Origin of the sequence: Bradyrhizobium sp. HKCCYLRH2015, assembly GCF_051168215.1 — a bacterium.
Lineage (GTDB): Bacteria > Pseudomonadota > Alphaproteobacteria > Rhizobiales > Xanthobacteraceae > Bradyrhizobium.
On the sequence record NZ_JBNPUO010000008.1, the window covers coordinates 197,740 to 221,765 of the forward strand.

9 protein-coding genes are annotated in these 24,026 nt (G+C 65.9%); 6 read left to right on the forward strand and 3 right to left on the reverse strand.

Features of this window, described 5'->3' with window-relative positions; all coding sequences use genetic code 11:
* Window positions 1–732 precede the first annotated feature (732 nt).
* From ACQR1H_RS21930 to ACQR1H_RS21955, 6 genes are all read left to right on the forward strand, one after another.
* On the forward strand, window positions 733–3,249 hold the full coding sequence (locus tag ACQR1H_RS21930) for a hypothetical protein (protein ID WP_434908175.1): 2,517 nt from the start codon (window positions 733–735) through the stop codon (window positions 3,247–3,249).
* Entirely contained in the window at window positions 3,242–6,748 is a 3,507-nt protein-coding gene (locus tag ACQR1H_RS21935; RefSeq protein ID WP_316218026.1) for a DUF6603 domain-containing protein, read from the forward strand. The genes ACQR1H_RS21930 and ACQR1H_RS21935 overlap by 8 nt, the downstream gene beginning before the upstream one ends.
* Before the next feature lie 51 nt (window positions 6,749–6,799).
* On the forward strand, window positions 6,800–10,096 hold the full coding sequence (locus ACQR1H_RS21940; RefSeq protein WP_315804584.1) for a hypothetical protein: 3,297 nt from the start codon (window positions 6,800–6,802) through the stop codon (window positions 10,094–10,096).
* A 37-nt stretch (window positions 10,097–10,133) separates the two neighbouring features.
* Entirely contained in the window at window positions 10,134–15,803 is a 5,670-nt protein-coding gene (locus ACQR1H_RS21945; RefSeq protein ID WP_434908176.1) for a hypothetical protein, read from the forward strand.
* Entirely contained in the window at window positions 15,796–17,679 is a 1,884-nt protein-coding gene (locus ACQR1H_RS21950) for a hypothetical protein (protein ID WP_434908177.1), read from the forward strand. The genes ACQR1H_RS21945 and ACQR1H_RS21950 overlap by 8 nt, the downstream gene beginning before the upstream one ends.
* Before the next feature lie 872 nt (window positions 17,680–18,551).
* Window positions 18,552–21,656, forward strand: a complete 3,105-nt coding sequence (locus ACQR1H_RS21955; RefSeq protein WP_434908178.1) for a DEAD/DEAH box helicase — start codon at window positions 18,552–18,554, stop codon at window positions 21,654–21,656.
* A gap of 301 nt (window positions 21,657–21,957) precedes the next feature.
* Here the strand turns inward: ACQR1H_RS21955 and ACQR1H_RS21960 are convergent, their stop codons facing one another.
* From ACQR1H_RS21960 to ACQR1H_RS21970, 3 genes are read right to left on the reverse strand one after another with little or no spacing between them, the layout of a single operon-like run.
* The gene (locus ACQR1H_RS21960) at window positions 21,958–22,455 is read right to left on the reverse strand and encodes a 2Fe-2S iron-sulfur cluster binding domain-containing protein (protein ID WP_434908179.1); all 498 of its coding nucleotides are present in this window, start codon (window positions 22,453–22,455) and stop codon (window positions 21,958–21,960) included.
* A 21-nt stretch (window positions 22,456–22,476) separates the two neighbouring features.
* The gene (locus tag ACQR1H_RS21965) at window positions 22,477–23,007 is read right to left on the reverse strand and encodes a luciferase family protein (protein WP_315804579.1); all 531 of its coding nucleotides are present in this window, start codon (window positions 23,005–23,007) and stop codon (window positions 22,477–22,479) included.
* Between the two features lie 7 nt (window positions 23,008–23,014).
* Complete coding sequence (locus ACQR1H_RS21970) at window positions 23,015–24,004, reverse strand: 2Fe-2S iron-sulfur cluster-binding protein (RefSeq protein WP_434908180.1); 990 nt, start codon at window positions 24,002–24,004, stop codon at window positions 23,015–23,017.
* Window positions 24,005–24,026: the final 22 nt, after the last annotated feature.

Genomic DNA, 24,026 nt, shown 5'->3' on the forward strand with positions numbered 1-24,026 from the left:
CGAAGTCGTGGGGTCCCGGCCTCCCGATGCTGAGGTCAAGCCTGCTGTTGATGCGCAAGCGTCACGCGGGCGATGGGGGCAAGAAAGCCCGGTCCCCAAGGAGAGCACGAAGGACACCGTTAAAACCGATCGCGCAGGGAGGGCCGGATCGTCCGGCTGGACCTGTGGTACCTGCCGCCTGCATTTTTTCGCAGGCGGGCCACGGGCCTCAGTCGAGGTCCGGCTCTCCCTGCGCCTCTCGTATGTCGAGGCGCGCCCGGCCAGCGCATCCCTCGGACTCATCGAGCCGCGAGACTGCGCGCGCACGCCTGAAGCGACCGCAAGTGGCTGTTTGACATCTGGCTGTTTGACATCTGAATGACGTGACGGTGCTTGTCTGCGCCCGTGACAACGTCGAGCAGCGTCGGGCCGAACCCACGGATAGGAGACGCGGTCAGTCGCAGTACGTCTCAGGGAGCTCGACGGAGAGAAACCGGATCGCGCCATAGAGCGGTCGTGTTCATCCGTGAACGAGGACAACGAGAGCTCCACGCCGCCGGCATTTGCAGCAGGATTGGCCCCAGTGATGGAGAACACCACTCGGCAAACGACAATTGCGGAAGGATGTCGAAACAGTATCACGTTGAGGTTGTGTTGAGAAGGCTTGAGTGTACAATCTTGGGGATGCCAGATTTTCGATGGGAGCGACGGGCTTCCCGATAGGTGTGCTGGCTGAGAGAGGGTCGTGCCGGCATGCCTCTCATCGTCTATCCGCATTGCGACATGCACGTCGCGCTGAAGAAGCCCGCGACCAAGGTGCTGCCGTTCCGCGTGTTCGACCAGGACCTGCCGAACGGCTCGACGACCTACACGCTGACCGACGTCACCGCGGACTGCAATTTTCGAATCCTGGCGCCGTACAACCCGGTCGGGTCCCGGCTGACCAGCTTCGTGACGATTGATCCTGCGGCGCGCACCATCACCGGCGACGACGTCGGCATCAATCTCGTGGTGATCGAATATGGCCCCGGCTACGTTGTCGCGCGTATCCAGGTGCACGACGATGTGCTCGGCTGGTGGTTCGGCAACTCCTCGGTCACCACAGCGCTGCATCCGACGGTCGCCCACAGCCAGCCGACGCTGTGCGCGCTGTTCAGCGACGATCCGACCGGGACTGATCTCGTCGGCGACATCACCGGGCACGGCTTCGTCACGCTCAGCTCGGCCAGCCCCAGCACCTTCGTGGTGGCAAATACGAACAATGAGGGACGGTTGAGGGGCGTGAGCGAGGGGACGGCCCAGCTCGACGGCAGCTTCCTCGGCGTCAACCAGAGCCTGCCGGTGAAGGTGGTCGACTACGCCAAGACCCGCGACAACATCTCCACGGTGCGCGCCGGCGACCTCGCCAATGCCTCCGAGATGCACAACATCCTGTTCCTCGCCGAAGGCTTTCGCGCGTCCGAGAAGGACAAGTTCGACAAGATCGTGCAGGAAGCGGCGGACGGTCTGTTCTCGCAGAAGCGCCACGAGCCCTATGGCACGCTCGCGGGCAGCTTCAACGTATTCAAGGCCTTCCAGGCGTCGGAAGAGCAGGCGGTGACCTGCGGCTGGCGCGTCAACGACGAGGAGACCTCGGAGCTCGGCAAGGGCGGACCGATTCCGTGGAACTACAGCGTTTCGGACGACAAGAGCATCTACGAGGTCGACGAGCTCGTGGCCCGTGTCGGCCTGCCGCTCCGCAACGAGACTGCGACGCCGGCGCAATTGAAGGCGCGGTGGGCGAGCCAGTCGCTGCCCAATTACGACGCGGCGAAGGTCAACGACACCCTGATCGAAGCGTGGAGGAAGCAGAAATCGCTCGGCATCCTGGAGGCACGTGACACCTTCTACGGCCTGATGCTCGGCGCCCGCTGGGGCGACCGGTCGGCGAAGTCCGGGGCCGCTTTGACGATGCCGGCGGCGGATGCGGCGGGCGATGCCAACCTCGCGCCGCTGATCGCCCGCGCCTATCAGTTCTTCAAGCCGGCCAGCGCCACCCGGCACCTTGCCCCGGATCCGCGCCGGCACCCGCCGGAGCTCGCCAGGGACGGCCGCGCGAACGTTGCGGCGCCGATCATGGCCTACCTGTCCGGACTGCGGCTCGGGCCGTCGCCGCACACCGCGCTCGGCGCCGAGTGGATACCGGACGGCACCTTCAAGCGCAGCCGCGGCCTGATCGCCATGATCACCAACGAGGACATGATCGGCGGCACCAATTTCAACCAGTCGACCGTGACCGCCAATTCGCTGCAGAGCCTGAAGACGCTCGACTTCGAATATCCGGCGACCAACACGGCGACGAAGAAAGTGATGCGGCGCAAGCCTGCCAGCGACATCGACGCCGACCTCACCGATATTATCGACACGGTTGCGCACGAATTCGGCCATTCCTTCAATCTCGGCGACGAATACGAGACGAGCGCCGAAGACAATGCGACCGCTTCGAGCGAGGACGACAACATCGTCGCGCTCGCCGACATCTTTCAGGATCCGAGCTACGCCGCCAACCACTCCCGTCTGGTCGATCCGTCCAAGGTGAAATGGTTCGAACTTCTCAGGATCGAGCTTTCGGCCAAGCTGACCCAGGCTTCGACCCAGCAGGGTGGCTCGATCGAGGTCAGGATCGACCCGCGCCAGATCCCGCGCTGGGTGCAGGCGAAGGCGGCCGGCCGCCAGGCGTTTCTCCGCCGCATCCAGATCACGGCGATCGGCCAGCAACTGCCGCTTACGTTCATCGATGCCGATTACCTCGTCAGACTCGACATCGGCGACATCGACCAGAACCTCGGCTCGATCCGGCTCGGCGGGCTGGAATTGCCGCCGGCGCCGTTTCCCGTGTTTCCGAAAGGCTCGCTGCTGTTCGTGCCGCGCCGCGACGATGCGGACGCGCTGGTCTATGTGGTGGAAAAGAAGGTGCGCGACTTCATCGCAGGCAACCATCTGCCGCTCAACAAGGATACCGACACCGCTCATGTGAACGACGAGGGCGACGACCCGAAGGACATCCCGGACTTCAAGCCGCCATGCAAGGCGCAGCGGCTGGTCGGCCTGTACGAGGGCGCATACAACTTCACCGGGCTGGTCTATCGGCCGGCCGGCGACTGCAAGATGCGGAACAGCAGCGGCGCTTTCTGCCATGTCTGCAAATGGCTGATCACCAACCGCGTCGATCCCGCTCTGCACGACGTCGTCGACCGTGAATTCTATCCGGAGGCCAAGAAAAATGGCTGAACCGGGCGCCCTCGAAACGATCGTCGCCGAGATCGGCAAGCTGCTGCTGCCGCTGCGGGCGGCGGTGGAGTCGCCGGCCGCGTTCCAGGGCCTGCTGCTCAAGCTGGGCTGGGATTCCGACGTGATTCCGAAGCCGATCGCCGATCTTGCGGTCGACTTGCAGTTGTTGTTCGATCGGCTCCAGGCGCTGGTCGGCGGTGGGCTGTCGCTCGACGGCGAAGTGGCGTCCGACGGCGAGATGACGCTGGAGTCCGGGGCGCTCGAAGACGCCTTCAAGGCCATCGAGGCGATCGCCGGCGTCGTGCAGGCGATCGACGACCTCGTCTCGGCGCCTGGCGGTGCATTTTCGGCGACGCTGAACGCCGACAATTTCAAGGGCGAGTTTCCGGGGCAGCTCGTCGGCTATCTCTTCATCACCTATCTGCGCAACCATCATCCGGGCATCGGTTTCGCGCTGCAGGCGCTCGGCGTCATCAGCACCCGCTATACCGCGCCGGCCGGCAACCGCCCGGACTACATCGACTACAGGTTCAGCTTCCCGGACCTGCCGAAGATCGTCTCCGACCCGGTGACACTGTTCGAGAACGCCTTCGGCTGGGGCACCGACAGCTTCGACTTCTCCGGCTTCGCGCGACAGATCGACAGCCTCGCGGCCGGGCTCGGGCTCGACGTCCGGATGGTGGAGGTGCCGGATCGGGTCGCGCGCGCGCTCGAAGGCGGCCCTCCGACCGGGCGTGCCGCGGTGCGCAAGCGGCTCCGCTTGGTGTTCTTCGAGCGGGCGCGCGACGCGGGTCGGCTATCGGCCGAGCTCGGACTGTTCCCGCTGCCGAAGTCCGGGACCAAGAAGCCGGGCTTCGCGCTGCTGCCGTCGTTCAGCGGGCTGCTGTCGGTGCGGATGCAGCTCGGTCCGACGATCGCGGTGACGATCTCGAGCGACCTCGATCTCACCGGCGGTGTCGGCCTGATGGTGCGGCCGGGCAGCGGCATCGACATGGTGACCGGCTTCGCGGGCAGCGGCGCGCCGACGTCGGCCAAGGGCACCGCGCGCGTCGAAGTGGAATACTCCGCCGCCTCCGGCAGCCCGACCATTATCCTCGGCACCGGCGAGGGCACGCGGCTCGAATACCAATCGGTGAGCGGTGCCGGCGGCTTCACGCTGGTGGCGGGCAAGGACGTCGAGGTGTTCGCCGAGGTGGACCTCAAGGGCCTCGCTTTCGTCCTCGACGCGTCCGGCTCGGACGGCTTCATCTCGACCATCCTGTCGGGGATCTCGACGCGGTTCGAGTTCGATCTCGGCCTCGGCGTCGCCTATCCGCGCGGCGTGTATTTCCGCGGCACCTCGCATCTCGAGATCCAGATCCCAGCGCATATCGACCTCGGTCCGATCGAGGTGCAGGGACTGACGCTCGCGGTGACACCGTCGGGTGGCGGCCTCCCGATCGATATCGGCGCGACGCTGAAGGCGGCGCTCGGTCCGCTGGTCGCGGTGGTGGAAAACATCGGGCTGCGGACCGATCTCGCTTTTCCGGGGAGCGGCGGCAATCTCGGCCCGATCGATCTATCCTTCGGCTTCAAGCCACCGAACGGTGTCGGGCTGTCGATCGATGCCGGGGCGGTGACGGGCGGCGGCTATCTCTTCATCGATCCGGACCGCGGCGAATATGCCGGCGCGCTCGAACTGAAGATCCTCGACTTTCTCTCGGTGACGGCAATCGGCGTCATCACCACCAAGATGCCGGACGGGTCAAAGGGCTTTTCCTTCATCGCCATCATCACGGTCGAGTTCAATCCCGGAATGCAGCTCGGCTTCGGCTTCACCCTGCTGGGAGTCGGCGGACTCGTCGGCCTCAACCGCTCGATGGACCTCGACGCGCTGGTCAACGGCGTGCGCGCCGGCTCGCTGGACTCGGTGCTGTTCCCGCACGACGTCGTCGCCAACGCGCACCGGATCATCTCCGACCTCCGCACCTTCTTCCCGCCGGAGCAGGGGACCTTCCTGATCGGCCCGATGGCGAAGTTCGGCTGGGGCACGCCGACGCTGATCAGCCTGTCGCTGGGGATCATCATCGAGATTCCCGGCAACATCGCCATCATCGGCAAGCTGACGGTGGCGATCCCGGACGAGCGGCTGCCGCTCATCATCATCCAGGTCGCCTTCATGGGCGCGATCGAATTCGACAAGAAGCGCGGCTGGTTCTTCGCCATCCTGTACGAATCGCGCGTGATCTTCATGCCGCTCGACGGCGGCATGGGCGTGCTCGCGTCATTCGGCGGCGACGCCACTTTCATCGTCTCCGTCGGCGGCTTCCACCCGGCCTACAATCCACCGCCGCTGCCGTTCCCGCCGATCCCCCGGATCGCGATCAACATCCTCAACACGCCGGTGGCCCGCATCCGGGTCGACGCCTATTTCGCGGTGACGTCGAACACCGTGCAGTTCGGCGCACATGCGGAGCTTTATTTCGGCATCTCGATCGCCAGCATCGAGGGCCATCTCGCCTTCGACGCGCTGTTCCAGTTCTCGCCGTTCTATTTCATCATCACGATCTCTGCCTCGCTGTCGGTGAAGCTGTTCGGCGCGGGGCTGTTCAGTATCCGCTTCCGCGGCTCGCTCGAAGGCACATCGCCCTGGCACGTCGAGGGCACCGGGAGCATCTCGCTGCTGTTCTGGGACGTCGACGTCGACTTCTCCCACACCTGGGGCGACAAGGAGGACACCAGCCTGCCGCCGGTCTCCGTGCTGCCCCTGCTGGTGGCGGAATACTCGAAGGCGGAGAATTGGACTGCCGCGCTGCAGAACAGCAGCAGGCTGTTGGTGACGCTCAAGACCGTGGACGCGGGCTCCGACCTTGTGCTGCATCCGGTCGGCTCGCTCAAGATCACCCAGCGTGCGATTCCGCTCGGCATCACCCTCGACAAGATCGGCGCGCAGCGCCCGGACGACGCCAATTACTTCGCGGTCGCGGCCGCGACGTCGGGCATCGAGAAGCGCGCCACCATCCGGGAGTCGTTCGCGATCGCCCAGTTCAAGGACCTCAAGGACGGCGAGAAGCTCAGCGCTTCCGACTACGAGGCCGAGGAGGCGGGGCTGGAGCTGTCGGTCACTGGCAACCAGGCCAAGACCAGCTATGTCACCAAGCGCATCGCCCGCTACGAAGAGATCATCGTCGACAACAATTTCAAGCGCGCACGCCGGCGCTTCGTCACGCTCATCTCCGGGCTGTTCACGCACTTCCTGGCCAACAACGCCGTGGCGCGGTCGGAGATCTCGGCGAAGTCGCGCGATCTGAAGCACGGATTCGACGACAAGATCGCGGTCGATCAGGCGTCCTATGTGGTGGTGAGCCTGGTCGACAATTCGCCGATCGCCGGCGCGCCTGCGTCGTTCCAATCGCGCGCCAGCGCCGGTGAATTCATGGCGGCCGAGACGCGGCGCAATCCGAGCTTCGCCAGCGAGGCCCATATCGTGCGCCCGCACGAGATGAAGCGCGCGGCGTAGCGGAGGCACGATGATGGCGGGCGGTCCGGCGAGGCGGCGGGGAGGGGCGGGATGAGCGACACGATCGGCACCTATTCCTTCCTGCCCTGGCTGCGGCTCGGCGTGGCGAACAACATCACCGCGGCCGACAACGACAACGCGGTGGCGCTGCGCGCGACGATCAAGGTCGACTTGTCGCTGGCCGGGCGGCCGGTCCAGGGCGACACGGATCTGACGGCGACGATTTCGCGCGACGTCGCGCTCTATGGTCCAGGCGACATCGTCGGCATCGATCCGAAGGCGGTGGTGAAGGTGGAGCCGCGCGACTGGATCACCAATTTCGAGCCGAACTACCTGCCCTTCGTTGAGTTCTATGACGAGGATTTTCCGTGGCGCTACACGCCGGCCGCGCCGGACGAGTCGCGCCACCGGCTGCGCCCGTGGCTCGCACTCTTGGTGCTCGAGGTGGAGGAGTTCAAGGAAGTCGCGGTGTCGTCGGCGCGGCCGCTGCCGGCGATCGAGGTGACGGGCGATCCGGCCTCGGTGTTTCCGCCCGCCGACCAGCTTTGGGCCTGGGCGCACGTCCACGTCAATCGCGACCTGATCCAGCAGGACGGCGTGGTGGAATCGACCAATGCCGACCAGGCGAGGGCGCGACTGGAGAGCCTGCTGGCCAGCAATCCGGACTACGCCTATTCGCGCGTCCTGTCGCCGCGTCAGTTGAAGCCGAATACGTCCTACCATGCGTTCGTGGTGCCGACCTTCGAGAGCGGCCGTCTCGCCGGCCTCGGAATCGCGCCGGTGGCGAATCCCGCGCTCTTCGCGACCCTGTCGGCCTGGGCGGACTATACCGACCGGCCGTTCCCGACGCTGCATCCGGTGTACAAGCGGTGGTACTTCAAGACTGGGACGGTGGGCGATTTTGAGTACCTCGTCCGCCTGCTGAAGCCGCGTCCGCCGGACTCGCGGCTCGGCCGCCGCGACATGGACACGCAGACGCCGGGTTCCGGGATGCCGCCCATCGCGGTCGCCGGGCTTCACGGGGTGCTGCGGCTCGGCGGCGCGCTCAAGGTGCCGGACGAGGCGCTGACCGGTGCGCAGGAGGCAGAAGCTGCGGCCTATGAGGGCTGGGATGAACCCTACGCGCACGAATTCGAGAAGGCGCTGGCGGGCTTCGTCAACCTGACCGACGACTATGCCCGCGAAGGCGCGCCCGACCCGGTGATCACGCCGCCGCTGTACGGCCGCTGGCACGCGCTCACCGAACGGCTGCTTGAGGAGGCGGATGGCAGCGACGCGCCGCAGCCGCGCAACTGGGTGCACGAGCTCAATCTGGACCCGCGGTTTCGCGTTCCCGCCGCGTTCGGCACGGAAGTCGTGCAGAAGAACCAGGAGGCCTATATGGACGCCGCCTGGGACCAGGTCGGCGACATCCTCGCGGCGAACCGGCGGATCAGGCTGGCGCAATTCGCCAAGGCGGCGGCCGCGATCTGGCATGCGCGCCATCTCGGGCCGCTGAAGGATCTCAGCGCGGAGCGCGGGCTCACGATGATGGCGCCGGTACAGCGCCGGGTGATCGCCGACGGCTTCACGCTGCGCCATCGGCTCAAGGAAAGCACGGTGCCCCGCGCGGCGCTGTCTGCGCCGTTCCGGCGCGCGCTCCGGCCGCGCGACCAGGTCGCGGCGACGCTCGGCTTCGACTCGCCGAAAGGCGCCGAAGAGCTGCTGGAGAAGATCAATCGCGGCGAGGTCAGCGCGGCGCCGCCGCGGGTCACCCCGGAAGCCTTGCCGGCGGTGGAGGATGTCGCCGCGCAACTTCAGCCGAAGTCGCTGCCCGCGGAGCTGACCGACTGGCTCGCCAAGCACCGCTGGGCGAAGTGGGTATTGCTGGTCGTTCTGCTGCTGCTCGCCGTGCTGCTGCTGGCCGTCGCCATTCCGTTCGCGATCGTGGTCGCGGCAGCGGCGCTGGCGCTGTTCGGATGGCTGGTGCGGCTCGAGAAGCAGGCCGGCATCGCGACCGGCGTGTTGCCGCAAGGGGCTTCGCCCGAGATCATCGACGCGCTGCCGGGCTTTCCGTCGTTCACCATCCGCGATCCTGATCCCGCCGCGCCGGAGCCTGTCGGCGGCGCTTCGTCCGCCGACAGCCCGGAGGCGGCGCGCTTCAAACTGGCCCTCAAGGACCTCAACCGGCTGCTCACAGTCAGCGCCGATCTCGGCAAGCCGCCATTGCGCAAGCCGATCGACATCGCCGCGCTCGGAGCGTCGACCTTCGCTGCGATTGATCCCGACAAGACGGTGCCCGCCTTCACCTTCTCCTCGATCACCATTCCGCCGCGAGTGCTGGCCATCAACGGGATCGCGACGCTGCTGCAGCCGGAAGTGTTCAAGCCGGTGATGGCATATCCGGAAATCGACCTGCCGATGTACAAGCCGCTTCTCGGCCTGTCCGACGAGCACTTCCTGCCGAACATCGACAAGATTCCGCAGAACACGATCACGCTGCTCGAGACCAATCAGCGTTTCATCGAGGCCTACATGGTCGGCCTCAACCATGAATTCGCCCGCGAGCTGCTGTGGCGCGAATATCCCACTGACCAGCGCGGCAGCTGCTTCCGCCAGTTCTGGGACCCGAGCGGCGTGATCGACCGGGAGGGCCTGTCGAAGGACGAGTTGCGCGAAAAGCTCCGCGATATTCCGCCGCTCCACACCTGGTCGCTGTTCTCCAAGCTCGGCGATCACGACCATCGCGAGAAGCCGGGCGAGAACGAGGAGGAAGTCGTCCTCGTCATCCGCGGCGAGCTGCTGAAGAAATATCCGACCGCGGTGATCTACGCCCAGAAGGCGCGCTGGCAGCGCGACGACGGCGGCGCGATCAATCCCCGCGTCGAGCGGGTGCTAGAGACCGACGGTCCGGTGGAGGATCGCCTGCGCACACCGCTCTACGAAGCCAAGGTCGATCCCGACATCACCTTCATCGGCTTCGACCTGACCTCGAAGGAGGCGAAGGGGGGCAGCGGCCGCGGCAATTCGACGGCGCCGGGCTGGTTCTTCGTCATCAAGGAGCGGCCCGGCGAGCCGCGCTTCGGCCTCGATATTTCTCGCGATGGGCCGCTCAACGTCTGGAACGACCTCGCCTGGCCCGACGTGCTGTCCGACGCCGACAAGGGCTTCCTGCAGATCAGGCCGGGCGGGCCGACCCTCACCCTGGACGATCCGGTGGCTCCGGAGCTGCAGGAGAAGAAACAACAATACGATGAGGACAAGGCGCTCCGCTGGCATCCGGACAGCAACTCCGCGGAGCTCGCCTACATCCTCTACCAGGTTCCCGTGCTGGTCGCGGTGCACGGCAGCGAGATGCTGCCGAACTGATCGCGCAGCGGACACGACAGGGGGCGGCTGAAGCGAAATGTCCGAGTTCGATGATATCCGCAAGGAGCTGGAAGCGTCGCGCGCCGCGGCCGATGCGACGTCGCGCGAAATCGGCCGGCTTCGCCACACCCGCGCGCGGCTGATCCGCGACCGCGCACGGGCCGAGCGCGTCAGCAAGGGCGCCGACGATCCGGCGCTGGCGGCGATCGACAAGGAGATCAAGGCGGCGGCCTCCGAGATCGAGCGGCTGGGCGGTGCGCTGAGGGCGGCGAAGGACGAAGTGGTCCGCAATATCGGGCTGTTCGCGAACTTCACCGATCCCCGCCGCAACATCGGCCTGCTGTCCGATCAGACGCCGATCCTGCTGATGCCGCTGCGAATCGAAACGCGCTTCAAGCAGGCGGCGGAATTCGGCGGCGACCGCGACGAGCTGTGGGTCCGGGTCTATCCGGACGACATCGCCGTCGACAGCTTCGAGGAGGCGTTGTCGGAAGACGAAGTGAAGCGCGCCCAGGCCTATTGGGCCGACGTCTGGCGGGCGAACCACGACCCCGCCGGGGAGCGGGCCGCCTGGCGAACGCTGCTGAGCGGACAGGGCTCGGGGCGGTCCTACTACGTGATCCAGACTCATCGCCCGCTCAACGAGGCGGCGCGACCGGCCAAAGTGGAAGGCGTGCCGACCGTGATCCTGACGGTGGTGACCAGCGCGCCGCTCGTCGATCCCGAGCGAGGTGCGGTCAGCACGTTCTGGACGGCACTGTGGCGCGCGGGCACCGATGCGGCCGCGCAGGCGGACGCGATCGCCGCGCTCGACAGCGCGCTCGGCGCCGAGCGCGCTGCGGCAGTCCGTGAGGCGTACCGGCCGCGGAATCTCGCCGACGCGCCGCCCGAAGGCGCGGACCGCGCGACCACCACGGTCATCGCCGCGTATCTGGAGTTTCCCGCCACGGACGCCACGCCGATGCGCGAGACCGGCTGGTCGCAGCCGGCGACCGCCCGGACCTTGCCTGATCGCCTCGTCCTGCTCGGCTACAACAACGGAACGCTCGAGCTCGAGCAACTTGGAAAACCGATTCCGTCGCCGCTGCCGGTCACGCCGTCGCCGACCGGAACGGACGACGCATCGGTCGCGGGCGACGGCGACGACATCACGTTCGGTCCGGAGCTCGAATGGGTGCGCAACTTCGACCGCGCCGTCGAGATCGGCATGGGATTCCGGGTGCCGCTAACGCCGGCCGCCTTCCGCCGTGGCTTCGATCAGTTGATGGTGCTCGGTGTGCGGCTCGGGGCCGATGCAGACGCCGGCCGGGTCGCGCTGGAGCAGTTGTTCGTCCATCATCATCAGTCGAAGGCGGGGTTCTCGATCCTGCCGCAGGGCCAGCCGACCAACAACGTCGAGGGCGAGGGCGCCGCCTACAGCTGGCGCGAGGATTCCGACGTCAGCTTCGATCACTACTTCGGCACTCCGCCCCTGGACTCCGACGGATGGTTCGAGCGGACAGACGGACGCTGCCTTGCCGCCACGCTCGGTCTCGATCCGGCCGCGCTGGCGGCGATCCCCTTCTACCATCGCCACGACGTCAACGACGCCCGCGCCATGAACACGGCGCTGTGGCCGGCTACGCTCGGCTACTTCATGGAGAGCATGCTTCATCCGATCTTCGACGATTCGACGGTTGAGCGGACCCGCGACTTCTTCGTCCGGCACGTGTCGGCGCGCGGGCCGATGCCTACGATCCGCGTCCGTCGTCAGCCCTACGGCATCCTGCCGGCGACGCCGCGCTCGCGCATCCAATGGATCTTCGCCGGGTCGAACGTCGCGGTCGGGGCCGCGCACGCACCGGACGATCCGGAATTGCGGTTCCTGATGCGGTTGTATCAACTGCTGCGCAAGGTCGAGGCCGATCTGGAGCCGCTGATGTCGCGGGTGTCCTACATCGGCAAGCCGGGCGGCGACCGTCATCAGATATTGCTCGATGTCCTCGGCCTGCACGCCGGATCGGTAGAATTCCAGCAGCGCTTCGCCGAAAGCTTCAAGGAACTGTACAACCGCCTCGCGATGCAGGGGGCGGGCGGCGCCTTGGTCGCGCTCCTGCTCGCCGCAGGCTATGTCGGAAGCGGGCTCGATCTGCTGAAGCAGCTCGGCTACACGCCGCCCGAGGGAATCGAGGTGCCGGACATCCTTGAGAAACTCTTTCTCAAGGCGCCCAACCAGCTCAAGGGCCCGCTGATCGACGACCGTCCGTTGTCGGAGACCGAGCAGATCCGCGCCTACACCGCGGGCGGCGACAACTACATCGGCTGGCTGATCAAGGCTGCGGCGACCTCCCACGACGCGCTGCGGCTGCAGCAGGGCTTCACCCAGCGCCCGAATGCGCTGCTGTATCTCATGCTGCATCACGCGCTCGACCTGAGCTTCGTCGAGACCAGCATCCGTCTGTTCTTCAATGCCGGGCTGATCGGCGAGACCGAGCTGAAGGCGGCGCGGCGCGAGCCGAAGTTCTTCCAGGTCGAGGAGGCGAGCCTCGCCGTGCCGGCTGCGGCCGGCGGCAGCCGCTGGCGCTACCTCCACCGCAGCGACGCCGCCGTCACCGGAACGGGACTGAGGACGGTCGGCGAGTTCATCCCGACGGTGCTGACCTCGATGGTCGCTACCGCGTATCTCAAGCGCCAGCTCGATGCGCTCGAACGGCTGAAGAGGTCGCCGACGGCGGTGCTGGAACGGGTGTTCGCCGAGCATCTCGACCTCTGCACCTACCGGTTCGACGCCTGGTACGGCGGCATCATGAGCCGCCAACTGGAGCGGATGCGCTATCCGAACGGTGCCGGCCGGGGGACCGCCCAGCCGGGCGCACCGGCCGGCGAGGCGAAGAGGGGAATCTATCTCGGCGCCTATGGCTGGCTCGAGAACGTCAAGCCGGAGTTCAAGAAGCTGACGGCCGTCGAACTGCCGGCAAACCTCGCGGCGATCTTTGCCGATCCCGACGCGCCGCCGCTGATGCGCGACCGCAGCAACCAGGGCTACATCCACGCGCCGTCGCTGAACCAAGCGGTGACCGCCGCGGTGCTGCGCAACGGCTATCTGTCCAACGCCACGCCCGACAATCCGGGCAGCCTCGCTGTCAATCTCAGCTCGGAACGGGTCCGCATCGCGCTATCGATCATTGAGGGAATGAAGGGCGAGCAGAGCCTCGGCGCGTTGCTCGGCTACCAGTTCGAGCGCGGCCTGCACGACCGCCACGACGTCGAAGTGGACGGGTTCATCTACGACCTCCGCAAGGTGTTCCCGCTGGTCGGCGACCGGCTGACTCCGACGCGTACCGGTCGGCTCGACGCGTTCGGTCGGCGGCTGCGGATCGACCGGGTGGAGGCGCGCAACGTCATCGACGGCCTGGCCTTGGTCGAGCACATCAAGACCAGCGGCGTGAGCAGCTATCCGTTCGGCCACGATGCCGACCTGCCGGCGGCGAGCCCGCAGCAGGCAGCCGCGATCACCGCCGAGGCCGCGCGGATTGCCGACATCGCCGACGCGGTCGCCGACCTCGCGATGGCAGAGAGCGTGCATCAGGTGGTGCAGGGCAACTACGATCGTGCCGGCGCCGTGCTCGACACCTACTCCAAGGGAAAATTCCCGGCGACCCCCGACGTGGTGCGTACGCCGCGGTCGGGGGTGACGCTGACCCACCGGGTGGCGCTGCATCTCAAGGCCGGGCTCGACCCGAACGACGGCGCGCTGACATCGCCGCGGGCGAAGGCGGAGCCTGCGCTCAACGCCTGGCTCGCGGGCATTCTGCCGCCGCCGGCAGCGGTCGCCTGCTCGGTGACGGTCACCGACCCGCTCGATCTTTCCGCCGTCACCTACAACGTGACGCAGGCCGATCTCGGCCTGCTGCCGATCGACCTGCTGTATCTGCTCGATCCGGACAACGATCCAGCCGCCAAGGCGCTCGACGATCTGATCGAAGCGCATGTGATCGCCGCTCATACGCCGCGCCCGGACGCCATGCTGACGATCGCCTACCGCGAGAGGATCGCGGCGATCGCCGGGCATGTGCCGCTGTTCGAGCTGTCGGCGTTGATGCGGCATCTCAGAAGCCTGCTGCTGCGCTCGCGTCCGCTCAAGGCGAGCGACATGGCGATGGCCGGCGAGGCGAACGAGGCGGTCGATCTCGACGCGGCGCTCGCACGCGAGCGGGCGACGCTGCCGCGCGTCCTGCTCGTCGGGGGGCTTGCGGATATCGACACCTTCCGTACGGCGCTGCAGGCCCGCCTGGACGCCAAGCAGGAGGCGCAGATCGCCACGGAGATCGAGCTGACGATCACCGGCTTCGTGTCGGTGATGCAGGGTCTCGGTCCGTTCGCGCCGTTGCAGACCGGTACCGGTGCCGTCTACGCCGACCGGCGGCGGATCTTCTCCCAGTTGCATGCCGCACTCGCCGGCTACATCGCTCGATGGACCCGGCAACTCGCCGAGTTCGACGCACGCATGGCCGCTTACGACGCTGATCCGGGCGCGCCGGACGCGGCGAAGTTCCTGGCGCTGCGGGTGGCCGAAAAGCTGATCGCGACCACGGCGACCGACCCTCTACCGGCGCAACCGGACGATTTCCGCGACGATCTCATGAGCGGCAAGCGCGCCGCCTTCGTCGGACAGCGCGTCGCTCTGATCACGCTTTACGACAATGCGTCCGACCTCGCCGCCCTGCACGACGGCATCGAAGCCTCGAAGGCTGCGAACGCCGCGTTCGACGCCGCGGTGATCGACATCGCAGCCCAGCGCGCGGCGATCGTCGCCCTCGCAGAGGACATGGCGAAGCGCACCGCCGCGCTCGCGCTCGAGCTGACGACGCGGCTGCCGGCGATCCAGGCCCGGCTCGATCAATACGATGCCGCGGCGGAGGCGAAGAACAAGATCGAGGCGTTGACCGCGGCGGCGAAGCTGCTGTTCGGCGACGATTTCAAGATCGTGCCGGATTTCGGCCTGCCAGCGGCGCTGGCCGGTGAATGGAGCAACGCCTGGGGCGCGGGCGCGCAGGCGGACGAGACCATTCTCGGGTTCGTCAAGACGACCATCGGACGCCGCTTTCCGCTCGACGACTGGTTCACGGGTGTCGCGCGGGTGCGGTCGAAGCTGCACGATCTGGAAGCCTCGCAGCATCTCGCCGAGGCGTTCACGGGGGCGGGCGTCGCGCTGCAGGCGCTGCAATTTCCGCATCGCCCCGAGTTGCCGTGGCTCGGACTCGAATTCCCGGAGACCGATGCCGACGGAAAGCCGTTCGTGATCGATGAGGACAAGCTGCTCTATACCGCGCATTTCGCCGAAAGCTTCGATCCGGCGCGGCGGCAACTCGGGCTGTTGCTCGACGAGTGGACCGAAGTGATCCCGCGCCCGACCGAGGATACCGGGCTGGCGTTCCACTTCGACCGGCCAAACGCCGAACCGCCGCAGACCCTGCTGCTGGCGCTGCCGCCGAAATTTGTCGGCGCGTGGCAGTGGCAGGATCTCGTCGACACGGTGCGCGAGACGATGGACCTCGCCAAGAAGCGCGCGATCGAGCCCGACCACGTCGACACCACCGCCTATGCCCGCTTCCTGCCGGCGCTGGTGTCCGCCGTGACCTTCCATCCGATCACGGCCTCGCTCAACCTCGCCTTCAACAACAACCTCGCCGCGGTGCTGGCCGAGACGGAGACGGGCAATGGCTGACTATGTCGCGGTTCAGAACCTCTCCGCCGTGTTCTCCGGCAAGGTGAAGCTGCCCACCATCACGTTGTGGAACAGGCTCGAGGGCCGCCCACGCACGCACGATTTCGACCGCGCGCTCAAGGCCGAGGTTCGTGATCCGCTGTGGCTGCTGACGAAGCAGTGGCAGATGGGCGAGTTTCAGGGCGACGACGCCGGCTCGCCGGTCGTCGCCAAGGTGCACATCGAGACCACCGAACTGACGAAATACCGCGCGGCCGGCAATCCGCCCGAAGCGTTCGCCGACGACGTGCCGCTCGAAGCCAAGGTCGAGCGGCGGCCGATCCCGTTCCGTCTCGCCGGCCAGAAGATGGCGTTCGATCTCCGCATCGCCCTGGGCCGACGCTGGCTGAAGCTCGTCGCCGGCATCGAGCCGGGGCTTGCCCAGCAATTCATCGCGGCGCTGCCGCTCGCCATGCCAGATCCGGCGCTCAAGGCCGATGCGCCGGTCGCCGCCCATCGCGAAGCCTGGCAGACGATGGCGGCGCTCGCCGGCAGGTCGATGGACGGCTACGACCTCGTCGAGCATCTGATGGCCGCGCCCGGCAATCACGCGCACGACCTCGTCGCGCTCGGCAACCCGGCCAGCACTGCTGCGATCGAGACGGCGGAGGCGGAATTCCTGGCGTGGTACCGGGAGGCGTTCTACCAGCCCGCCGCGGGTGCGGCCGATGCCTGGCTGCCCGATCGCCTCGAATACGCCTTTGCAGCGTCGGCGCCCAAGGCGGGCGGCGAGAAGCTCGTGGTCGCCGACGAATACTTCCAGGGGCATCTCGACTGGTACAATTTCGACGTCGACGCCTCCGGCGCAGGGCTCGGTGACCTGGCGGACGCGCCGCCGCCTGCCGCCATCGAGACGACCTTCACGGCGTCGTTCATCCCGGCGCCGATCCAGTTCGACGGCATGCCGAACACGCGCTGGTGGACCTTCGAGGAGGGACGAACGAATTTCGGCGACATCGATCCGGAGACGACGGACGTCAACAAGCTGCTGCTGATCGAATTCGGCCTCGTCTACGCCAACGATTGGTTCCTGATGCCGTTCACGGTGCCGGCCGGGGCGATCACCAGGGTCGCCGGCATGAGCGTGACCAACGTCTTCGGAGAGCGGATCTGGGTCGAAGCCGCGGGCAAGGGCGCGGATGAAGATTGGCAACGCTGGTCGATGTTTACGCTGGCGACGAAGGGGAGCGACGACATTCCCGCCGATCTCAGCCTGTTCGTCGTGCCCAGCGTGCCGAAGATCCAGGAGGGCGAGCCGCTGGAATCCGTGGAACTGTTCCGCGACGAGATGGCCAACATGGTGTGGGGCGTCGAGTCGCGGGTGATGTTGGCTTCGGGCGACAGCAAGAGCGGACGCAGCGCCGCGCTCGACACCCGCCGCTATTTCCGTCGCCTGGTGGAGGAGAGCCTGCCGCCGGCCCCACTACCTGCGCCGCCGATCGAGAACGACGCCGCGATCCGCTATCGGCTGATGAGCGAGATGCCGGAGAACTGGATCCCGTTCATCCCAGTGCACATCGACAACGACAGCCGCGAGATTCAGCTGCGTCGCGCCGCGCTGCTGCGGGTCATCGACCGCGACCCGGATCCGCCGGTGCGCGTCGAACCTCGCACCGATCTGCTGCGCCACGGTCTCGACCTCCCGCAGCAGCAGGGCTACAATCTCCATGAGGAGGAGGTGCCGCGCGCGGGCATTCGTGTCACCCAGAGCTTCCAGCGCACGCGCTGGTACAACGGCCGCACTTTCGTCTGGCTCGGCATCCGCAAGGAGACCGATCGCGGCGAGCGGTCGAGCAAGCTCGCTTTCGACACGATCCTTCCGAAGCGGAAGGCATGAACGCATGAAACGTCACCGTCGAATCTGGCGTGGCGCGGCCGCCGGCGGTGGACGGGCGCGGGTCATTCCCAAGTCGGTCGTTTCTCGCGCGACGGCAGACGCTCGGTGCCCCAAGACTACGTAGTGGCCGGCGAGTCTGACTATCCGAAGGCCCATTCCCGACCTGAGCGCTTCCTTCATGACACAGCAGGAGCAACGGAGAGCGAGCACGAGGAACACCGTTCGAGGTTGAGCGCGGAGAGGTTCGCATTGATTGTGTCGAATCTGAAGCTGCTGCGTTATTGTACGTTGCGGCCCGAGCCTCTTCGGCAGAGGCCCATAGCCATAAGGACAGAGATCACGCGGCCTCGCTTACGGCATGGGGCAACCGCCGGCTCTGCTCAAACCTCGTGACAGGTAGTCCCACCGCAGGCTGTCAGCCTGGCTCGCGAATTCTGTGCAGCGCAGTCACCAAGGCCGCGATCACGCTTATCAACGCGTTCGTACCATGGTCGTTCAAGAACGAATCTCTCTGCGTCATAGTTGAAATCACACCCCAGTCTGCCCACGTGGAGCGCGACGATGGTGCTGGTCGGTGACACCGTCGCACTTAAGGGGAGAACGGTGATCGACACTCCGAAGTTTGGATCCCTTGAAGCCGTCGAATCCGCTAAAGCTCGACAGAGATTCGCAGGCTTGCATCGCATTCGTCAATTCAGCACGAGAATTCAGTGACCACTGCTCTTCGTACGCCCCGTGGCTCAACGCCGCGCAAGAACACATCAGCAAAGCGCTCCGCGTCACCAAAGGTCGCCCTGCGGAAGAAGACATCTGTTGCGACAACAACGAAGGCTCCGATTCGGACCGGCATTTCCTCCTCGTCTCCATTGGGCATGTTGGCGCTGTATCTTACTGCGCAATGGCGTGCTTCGGGCCGAGGCGGACTTGTGTTCCTCGCCGAAAATGAGAGCCGAGCCGAGCTGTTGGGTTCGATCATCCCAGTTATCGAGCCGGCTTGTGATGTGCTCGTCTATCCCCGTTTGAACACGCTTCCGTTCGATCAGCTTGAGCCGTCACGTGATATCGCGGGTCGGCGGAGCTCCGTCTTGAGACGCCTTGCCAGGGCAAAGAAGCCGATCCTGCTGATCACGACGGTGGAGGCCATAATGGAACTCCTGCCGTTGCCTGCGAACTGGTCTCGTATCGGATTTCCACTTCGGACCGGGGCCGTCTTTTCCGAGGAAGACCTTGAGGCCCGTCTGAAAGCTCTCGGGTACGACCTGGACGACAGTCCGGATTATCCCGGTGGAGTTTTATTTCACGGCAACACCTTCGAGATATTCCCTGCCGGCGCGCTCGGACCTTTTAGGATCGAGCATTCCGGAGGGAGAATCCGGCGTATTGCAGCGATCAATCCGATAGACCAGGAGGTGATTTCCGAAGCGAAGGAGCTCCTGATTGACCCGATGTCCGAGCGGCTGGCGTTCACGGGCCGGGCGCGAAGAAGGTCCAGCCTATTGGACTATTGTGCGCGCGCCAAATGGATCGCCGACAGCACCGTGCCCAGGCACGCCGAGACCTGGTTGAGCACGATCGACGATGCGGCCGCCCGCAGTGAGCGTGACCGTGCCTATCTCAGCCGGCGCGAATGGGAGCTGGCGGCGAAGAAGATCACTGTCTTGCCGCCAACCACTCCGTATCGTGCGACGCCAGAGTTCTACAAGGCAGCCTCTCCGCGGAAGGCCCTCCGTGCATTTATCGAGGAAGCCCAGCGCGGCAGCGCACGTGTGCTCTTCGTCGCTGCGGTCGAAGCGGATTTGCGTGTGATGGCCCGGATGAGCGCCATCAAGGCCGAATGCGTGCCCGATTGGGCGCAGGCGACCGCAAGGGGCAGGCAGCAGGCTGCGTTGCTGGCAGGCTTCGATGCGGGCTTTGTCGTTCCTGGAAAGAAGCCGCTCGTGGTCGTCACTGCTGCCGACGTGCTCGGCAGCAGGGCGCACCAGCCGCAACCGACGAACTGGGCGTGGACGCCCGGCTTCGATTCGGGAGATCTCCCCGAACTCGGATCCGTGGTCGTTCATCTGCAACGTGGACTCGCACGCCTTGGCGGCTTGCGATCCATGGGCGCGGGCGATCTTTCGGCGCGCGAGATGGTCAGGTTGGTATTCGCCGGAAACGACGCCGTTCTCGTCCCTCTCGCAGAATTGGCCCTGATCTGGCCCTACGCCGCCGAGCTCGGAGACACCTCGCTGGACAAGGCCGACGGCAGCTCGTGGCGGCCGCGGCGAACGGCTGCCGAGACGGAAATTCACGTGGTCGCAAAGGAGCTGGCCAAGCAGATGAGTCAGCGCCGGCGGCGCCCAGCTCCGAAGCTCGTGCCGCGTCCTGCTGTCTATGAGAAGTTCGTCGCGCGGTTTCCCTATTTCACCACCCCCGATCAGGCGAAGGCCATCCGCGACGTTCTGGATGATCTTGCATCGGGGCACCCGATGGACCGGATCGTCTGTGGAGACGTCGGCTTTGGCAAAACCGAGGTGGCGCTGCGAGCAGCGGCAGCCGCCGTGCTGGCCGGAAAGCAGGTCGCTATCGTCGTGCCGACGACAGTGCTGGCGCGACAGCATGTCGAAACCTTTCGAAAGCGCTTTGCGCCTCTTGGCATCGATGTTGGAAACCTGTCGCGGATTGCCTCGACCGCCGAAGCGCGAAAGGTCAGGGAGGGCCTCAAGAGCGGAGAACTCAGGATCGTCGTCGGGACCCTCTCGCTCGCATCCAAGGAGGTGAGATTTGCCGACCTTGGTCTGATCATCATTGACGAGGAGCAGCATTTCGGCGCTGCTGAGAAAGCCATGCTGTCGGGCCTCAATAAGAACGGCCATCGGCTCTGGATGAGTGCGACACCGATCCCCCGCACACTTGCAGCGGGCTTGACGGGCTTGAGGGACCTCAGCGTGATCGCAACCCCGCCGGTCCATCGTGTTCCGGTTGCCACCAAGGTGGCACCGCTCTCGGACATAGCGATCGCCGCTGCCCTGGTTCGCGAGCACAGACGTAACGGTCAGAGTTTCGTCATTTGTCCGCGGATCCAGGATCTCGATCCCATGCTCGCCAGGATCCACGCGCTGGCGCCGGAACTACGTATCATGACCATTCACGGCAAGTTGCCAACCGACGAGATCGACGAGAGGTTGATGGGGTTCGTCGAAGGTCGTGCCGATGTACTACTTGCAACCAACATCGTGGAAAGTGGCCTCGACATCCCACGTGCAAATACCATCGTTGTGTGCTGGCCGGAAAAATTCGGCCTGGCACAATTGCATCAGCTCAGGGGGAGAGTAGGACGGGGCGGCATCCGGGCGTTTGCGCATTTCCTGACGGAAGGCGGCTCCGAACGCTCGGAAAAACGGCTTTCCGCTCTTGAGGAATTGAGTCGTCCGGGCGCTGGCTTCGCGATCAGCGCTCGCGACCTCGACCTGCGCGGTGGTGGCGACCTTCGCTCCGATCGACAATCCGGCCACACGCAGGTGTTCGGACCGACGCTTTACGGCCACCTTCTGACGCTTGCCCTGGAGGGAGACCGCGATGGAATGTCCGCGCTCTGGATCCCTGAGTTGAATCTTCCCATCCCTGAGCTGCTTCCCTCGAGCTATGTGCAATCGGAGGCGGTCAGGCTGGAGATCTACGCTCGAGCCGCTCGGTGCCGGAGTGATGACGATCTGGAGGAGCTCGAGGATGAAACGCACCGTCGATTCGGCAAGCTGCCATCCGAGGCCAGCAATTTCTTTGCTGTCGCCAAGCTCAGGGTAAGTTGCAGGCAACGGGGGATCATGCGTCTCGATGTCGGTCCGGATGCAATTGCCGCAACGATGCTCGCAGGGAGGATCAAGAAGTCATGCTCACGGTCGCTGCAGCGCGAGGGCGATCGCGTCGTCTACCCCGGGCGCAGCGATGAACCTGCTTTACGAAGGGTCGAGCAGTTCTTGGATCTGTTGGACGAATGACGAGGGATTCGTCACTCAACTTGAAGCGATGTTGTGTGCCCTCCTCGGGGGCCCCGAAATGAAAGCGATGGCGCTTCACCCTTGGCAAGGACGATTGAGAGAACCCGTGTTGCGGGACACAGAGACGATCGTTCGAGCTGTTCTGAACCGGCCGGTCGGATGCGGTGGATCGTTCAAGTTCAAAGCTGCGCTGGCGGCCGACCCAGCCCGGATCCCAACAAACGAATGAGTCAGCGACAGAACCAGCTTCACCTTTTTGCGGCTTTGGTGACCACCGGTCCTCATGATATGCAGAAGGACGCTATGTGGGTTTTGGCCCAATCAGCCCCATCTGAGCGGATGTCGCCGGCTCGTCTGTTCGAGTTCCTGTTGCTGAACGGGTGCACGCGTCGACCCGCGCGGTAGCGCGTCCGCGGCGAAACCGGAGACGTGCGCCGGGCGGATAGGCTCGCGCCAGCTGATTGTGCTCGATCCGGTGTTGCATCATGTCCCGTCGGGTCTGGCGCTCGTCGAGCATCAGGACCAGATCGGAGCACGGCTTGGTCGAACACAGCAGCAGAAAGCCGGCTTCAGCGTCCTGAGGGTAGACCGTCAGCGCATTGGAGCGGTCCACGGTGCCCGACACCAAGCGCGCGGCGCATGCGAGACACCAGCCCTGCTCGCAGATGTAGGGGGTCTCGATGCCGGCGTCGATCATGCTGTACAGCAGATATTCGTCGGATGCGGCGTCGAATGTGAACGTCCCCTCCGGACGTTCCAGCCGTATGCGAAACCGCCTGGTGCCGCCTTCATTGGTCATGGCCGAGAGCTCCGTCATCGCTCACCACCGGCTGTCGGGCAATGCGACGTCGCCGATGCGGCCGCTGGCGTAGCAGTGCGCGGCCGCGATGATCCGCGCCGCAACCGCCAGCTCGCTTCGATCGCGCGGCGCGTAGACCACGAGGCTCTGCGGTGGCACGGCGCCCGCCATGTAGCGTGCGAACGGATGCACCGTGCCCCAGCCTTTGGCCGCGACCTTCTGCGCCCATTCCGGTCGCAAGGTCAGGTGCAGCGACCCGTCGGGGCGAACGATGAGCCACACCGGCGCGAACACGAAGGCCTCCGGCTGGCCCATGGCATGGATGTCATCGAGCGCGAAGGCGCGGCCTGCGGCGTTCAGCGGCGCCGGCACCTCTTCGACCCCGGCCAGCGCGCATGTGCAGGACACGAGCTGTGCGGCGTATCCGGCGGGCGAGGTGCCGTCGAGCTGGTGGCAGGGCCATGTCGGTGCGAGCCGCGGTGCGCTGCCGGAACGTGTGGCGAGACGACGCAGTCCCGGTGCCATCGCCCAGACGGGTGCAGCACTGCGCAAGCCTGCTCTAGCCGAAGCTGTCATAATGAACCCGCGTGATCGGAACATCGACGGCGCGCAGCAGCGATCTGACCGCGTTCACCATGACCGGCGGGCCGGCGACATAGAACTCGGCCGCCGCGTGATCCAGGACTGCGCTCTGGATGACATCGGTAACGAAGCCGGCCGCATGCGGCCAGTCGGATGGCGCGTGTTCGACCACGGGCAGGTAGCGCCCCTGCGGAATGCGCGCGATCGCCGTCTCAAGCATGTCATCGGCGGCGAGATCCGCCGGTGTGCGGGCGCCGTAGATGACATCCACGGGCGATCCGAAATCGAGGCGCGCCTCCGCGGCCTCGCGCAGCATCGCCAGGATCGGCGCGATGCCGGTGCCTCCCGCCACGAACACCTTGCGTCCCTGCTGTCGACGCAGCGTGCAGGCGCCGAATGGCGCCTCGATGGTGATCTGTGCGCCCGAGGCCAAAGCGGCGAGCGCGTTGCCGCCCTTGCCGCCATCGTAGCGCTTGGCAATGAACTGCAGGGCTTTGCTGCCCGGCAGGTTGCACATCGAGTAGCAGCGCCGTAGCCCTTCGCCGAGATGTAGGATCGCATACTGACCGGGCCGGAAGTCGATCGGCTCGGCCGTCTCGAAGCTGAACTGGCGGATCTCCGGCGCGAGATCGTCGACGCCGCGCAGGATCGCCTGTTGCTCGACGCATCGCGGCGTCGGCGCGGACCAGTCGCCGGGACCACGCGCGATCGTGACGTCCGAGATCGCGCGGGATTGACAGGCCAGGATGCGGCTGCGTCGCGCGTCGCGCGGATTCATCGCCGGAGCGCCGGGAAAGATCGGATCGACCTGACCGTCGACGAGCGTCACCTTGCAGGCGCCGCAACTGCCCCAGCCGCATTCGTAGGCCAGCGCGATGCCCTGGCGTCGTGCTGCCTGCAGGATGGTGTCATGGTCGGCCGCGTCGATCACGACCCCGTCGGGCTCGATGCGGAGTTGTCGGGTCATCCACGCCATCCTTCCAGTCCCG

Excerpts from the sequence above, each read along its gene's own strand:
- ACQR1H_RS21930 (WP_434908175.1), top strand. The coding sequence starts at position 733 with ATGCCTCTCATCGTCTATCCGCATTGCGACATGCACGTCGCGCTGAAG.
- ACQR1H_RS21955 (WP_434908178.1), top strand. The coding sequence starts at position 18,552 with ATGTTGGCGCTGTATCTTACTGCGCAATGGCGTGCTTCGGGCCGAGGC.
- ACQR1H_RS21935 (WP_316218026.1), top strand. The coding sequence starts at position 3,242 with ATGGCTGAACCGGGCGCCCTCGAAACGATCGTCGCCGAGATCGGCAAG.
- ACQR1H_RS21945 (WP_434908176.1), top strand. The coding sequence starts at position 10,134 with ATGTCCGAGTTCGATGATATCCGCAAGGAGCTGGAAGCGTCGCGCGCC.
- ACQR1H_RS21950 (WP_434908177.1), top strand. The coding sequence starts at position 15,796 with ATGGCTGACTATGTCGCGGTTCAGAACCTCTCCGCCGTGTTCTCCGGC.
- ACQR1H_RS21970 (WP_434908180.1), bottom strand. The coding sequence starts at position 24,004 with ATGACCCGACAACTCCGCATCGAGCCCGACGGGGTCGTGATCGACGCG.
- ACQR1H_RS21960 (WP_434908179.1), bottom strand. The coding sequence starts at position 22,455 with ATGACCAATGAAGGCGGCACCAGGCGGTTTCGCATACGGCTGGAACGT.
- ACQR1H_RS21940 (WP_315804584.1), top strand. The coding sequence starts at position 6,800 with ATGAGCGACACGATCGGCACCTATTCCTTCCTGCCCTGGCTGCGGCTC.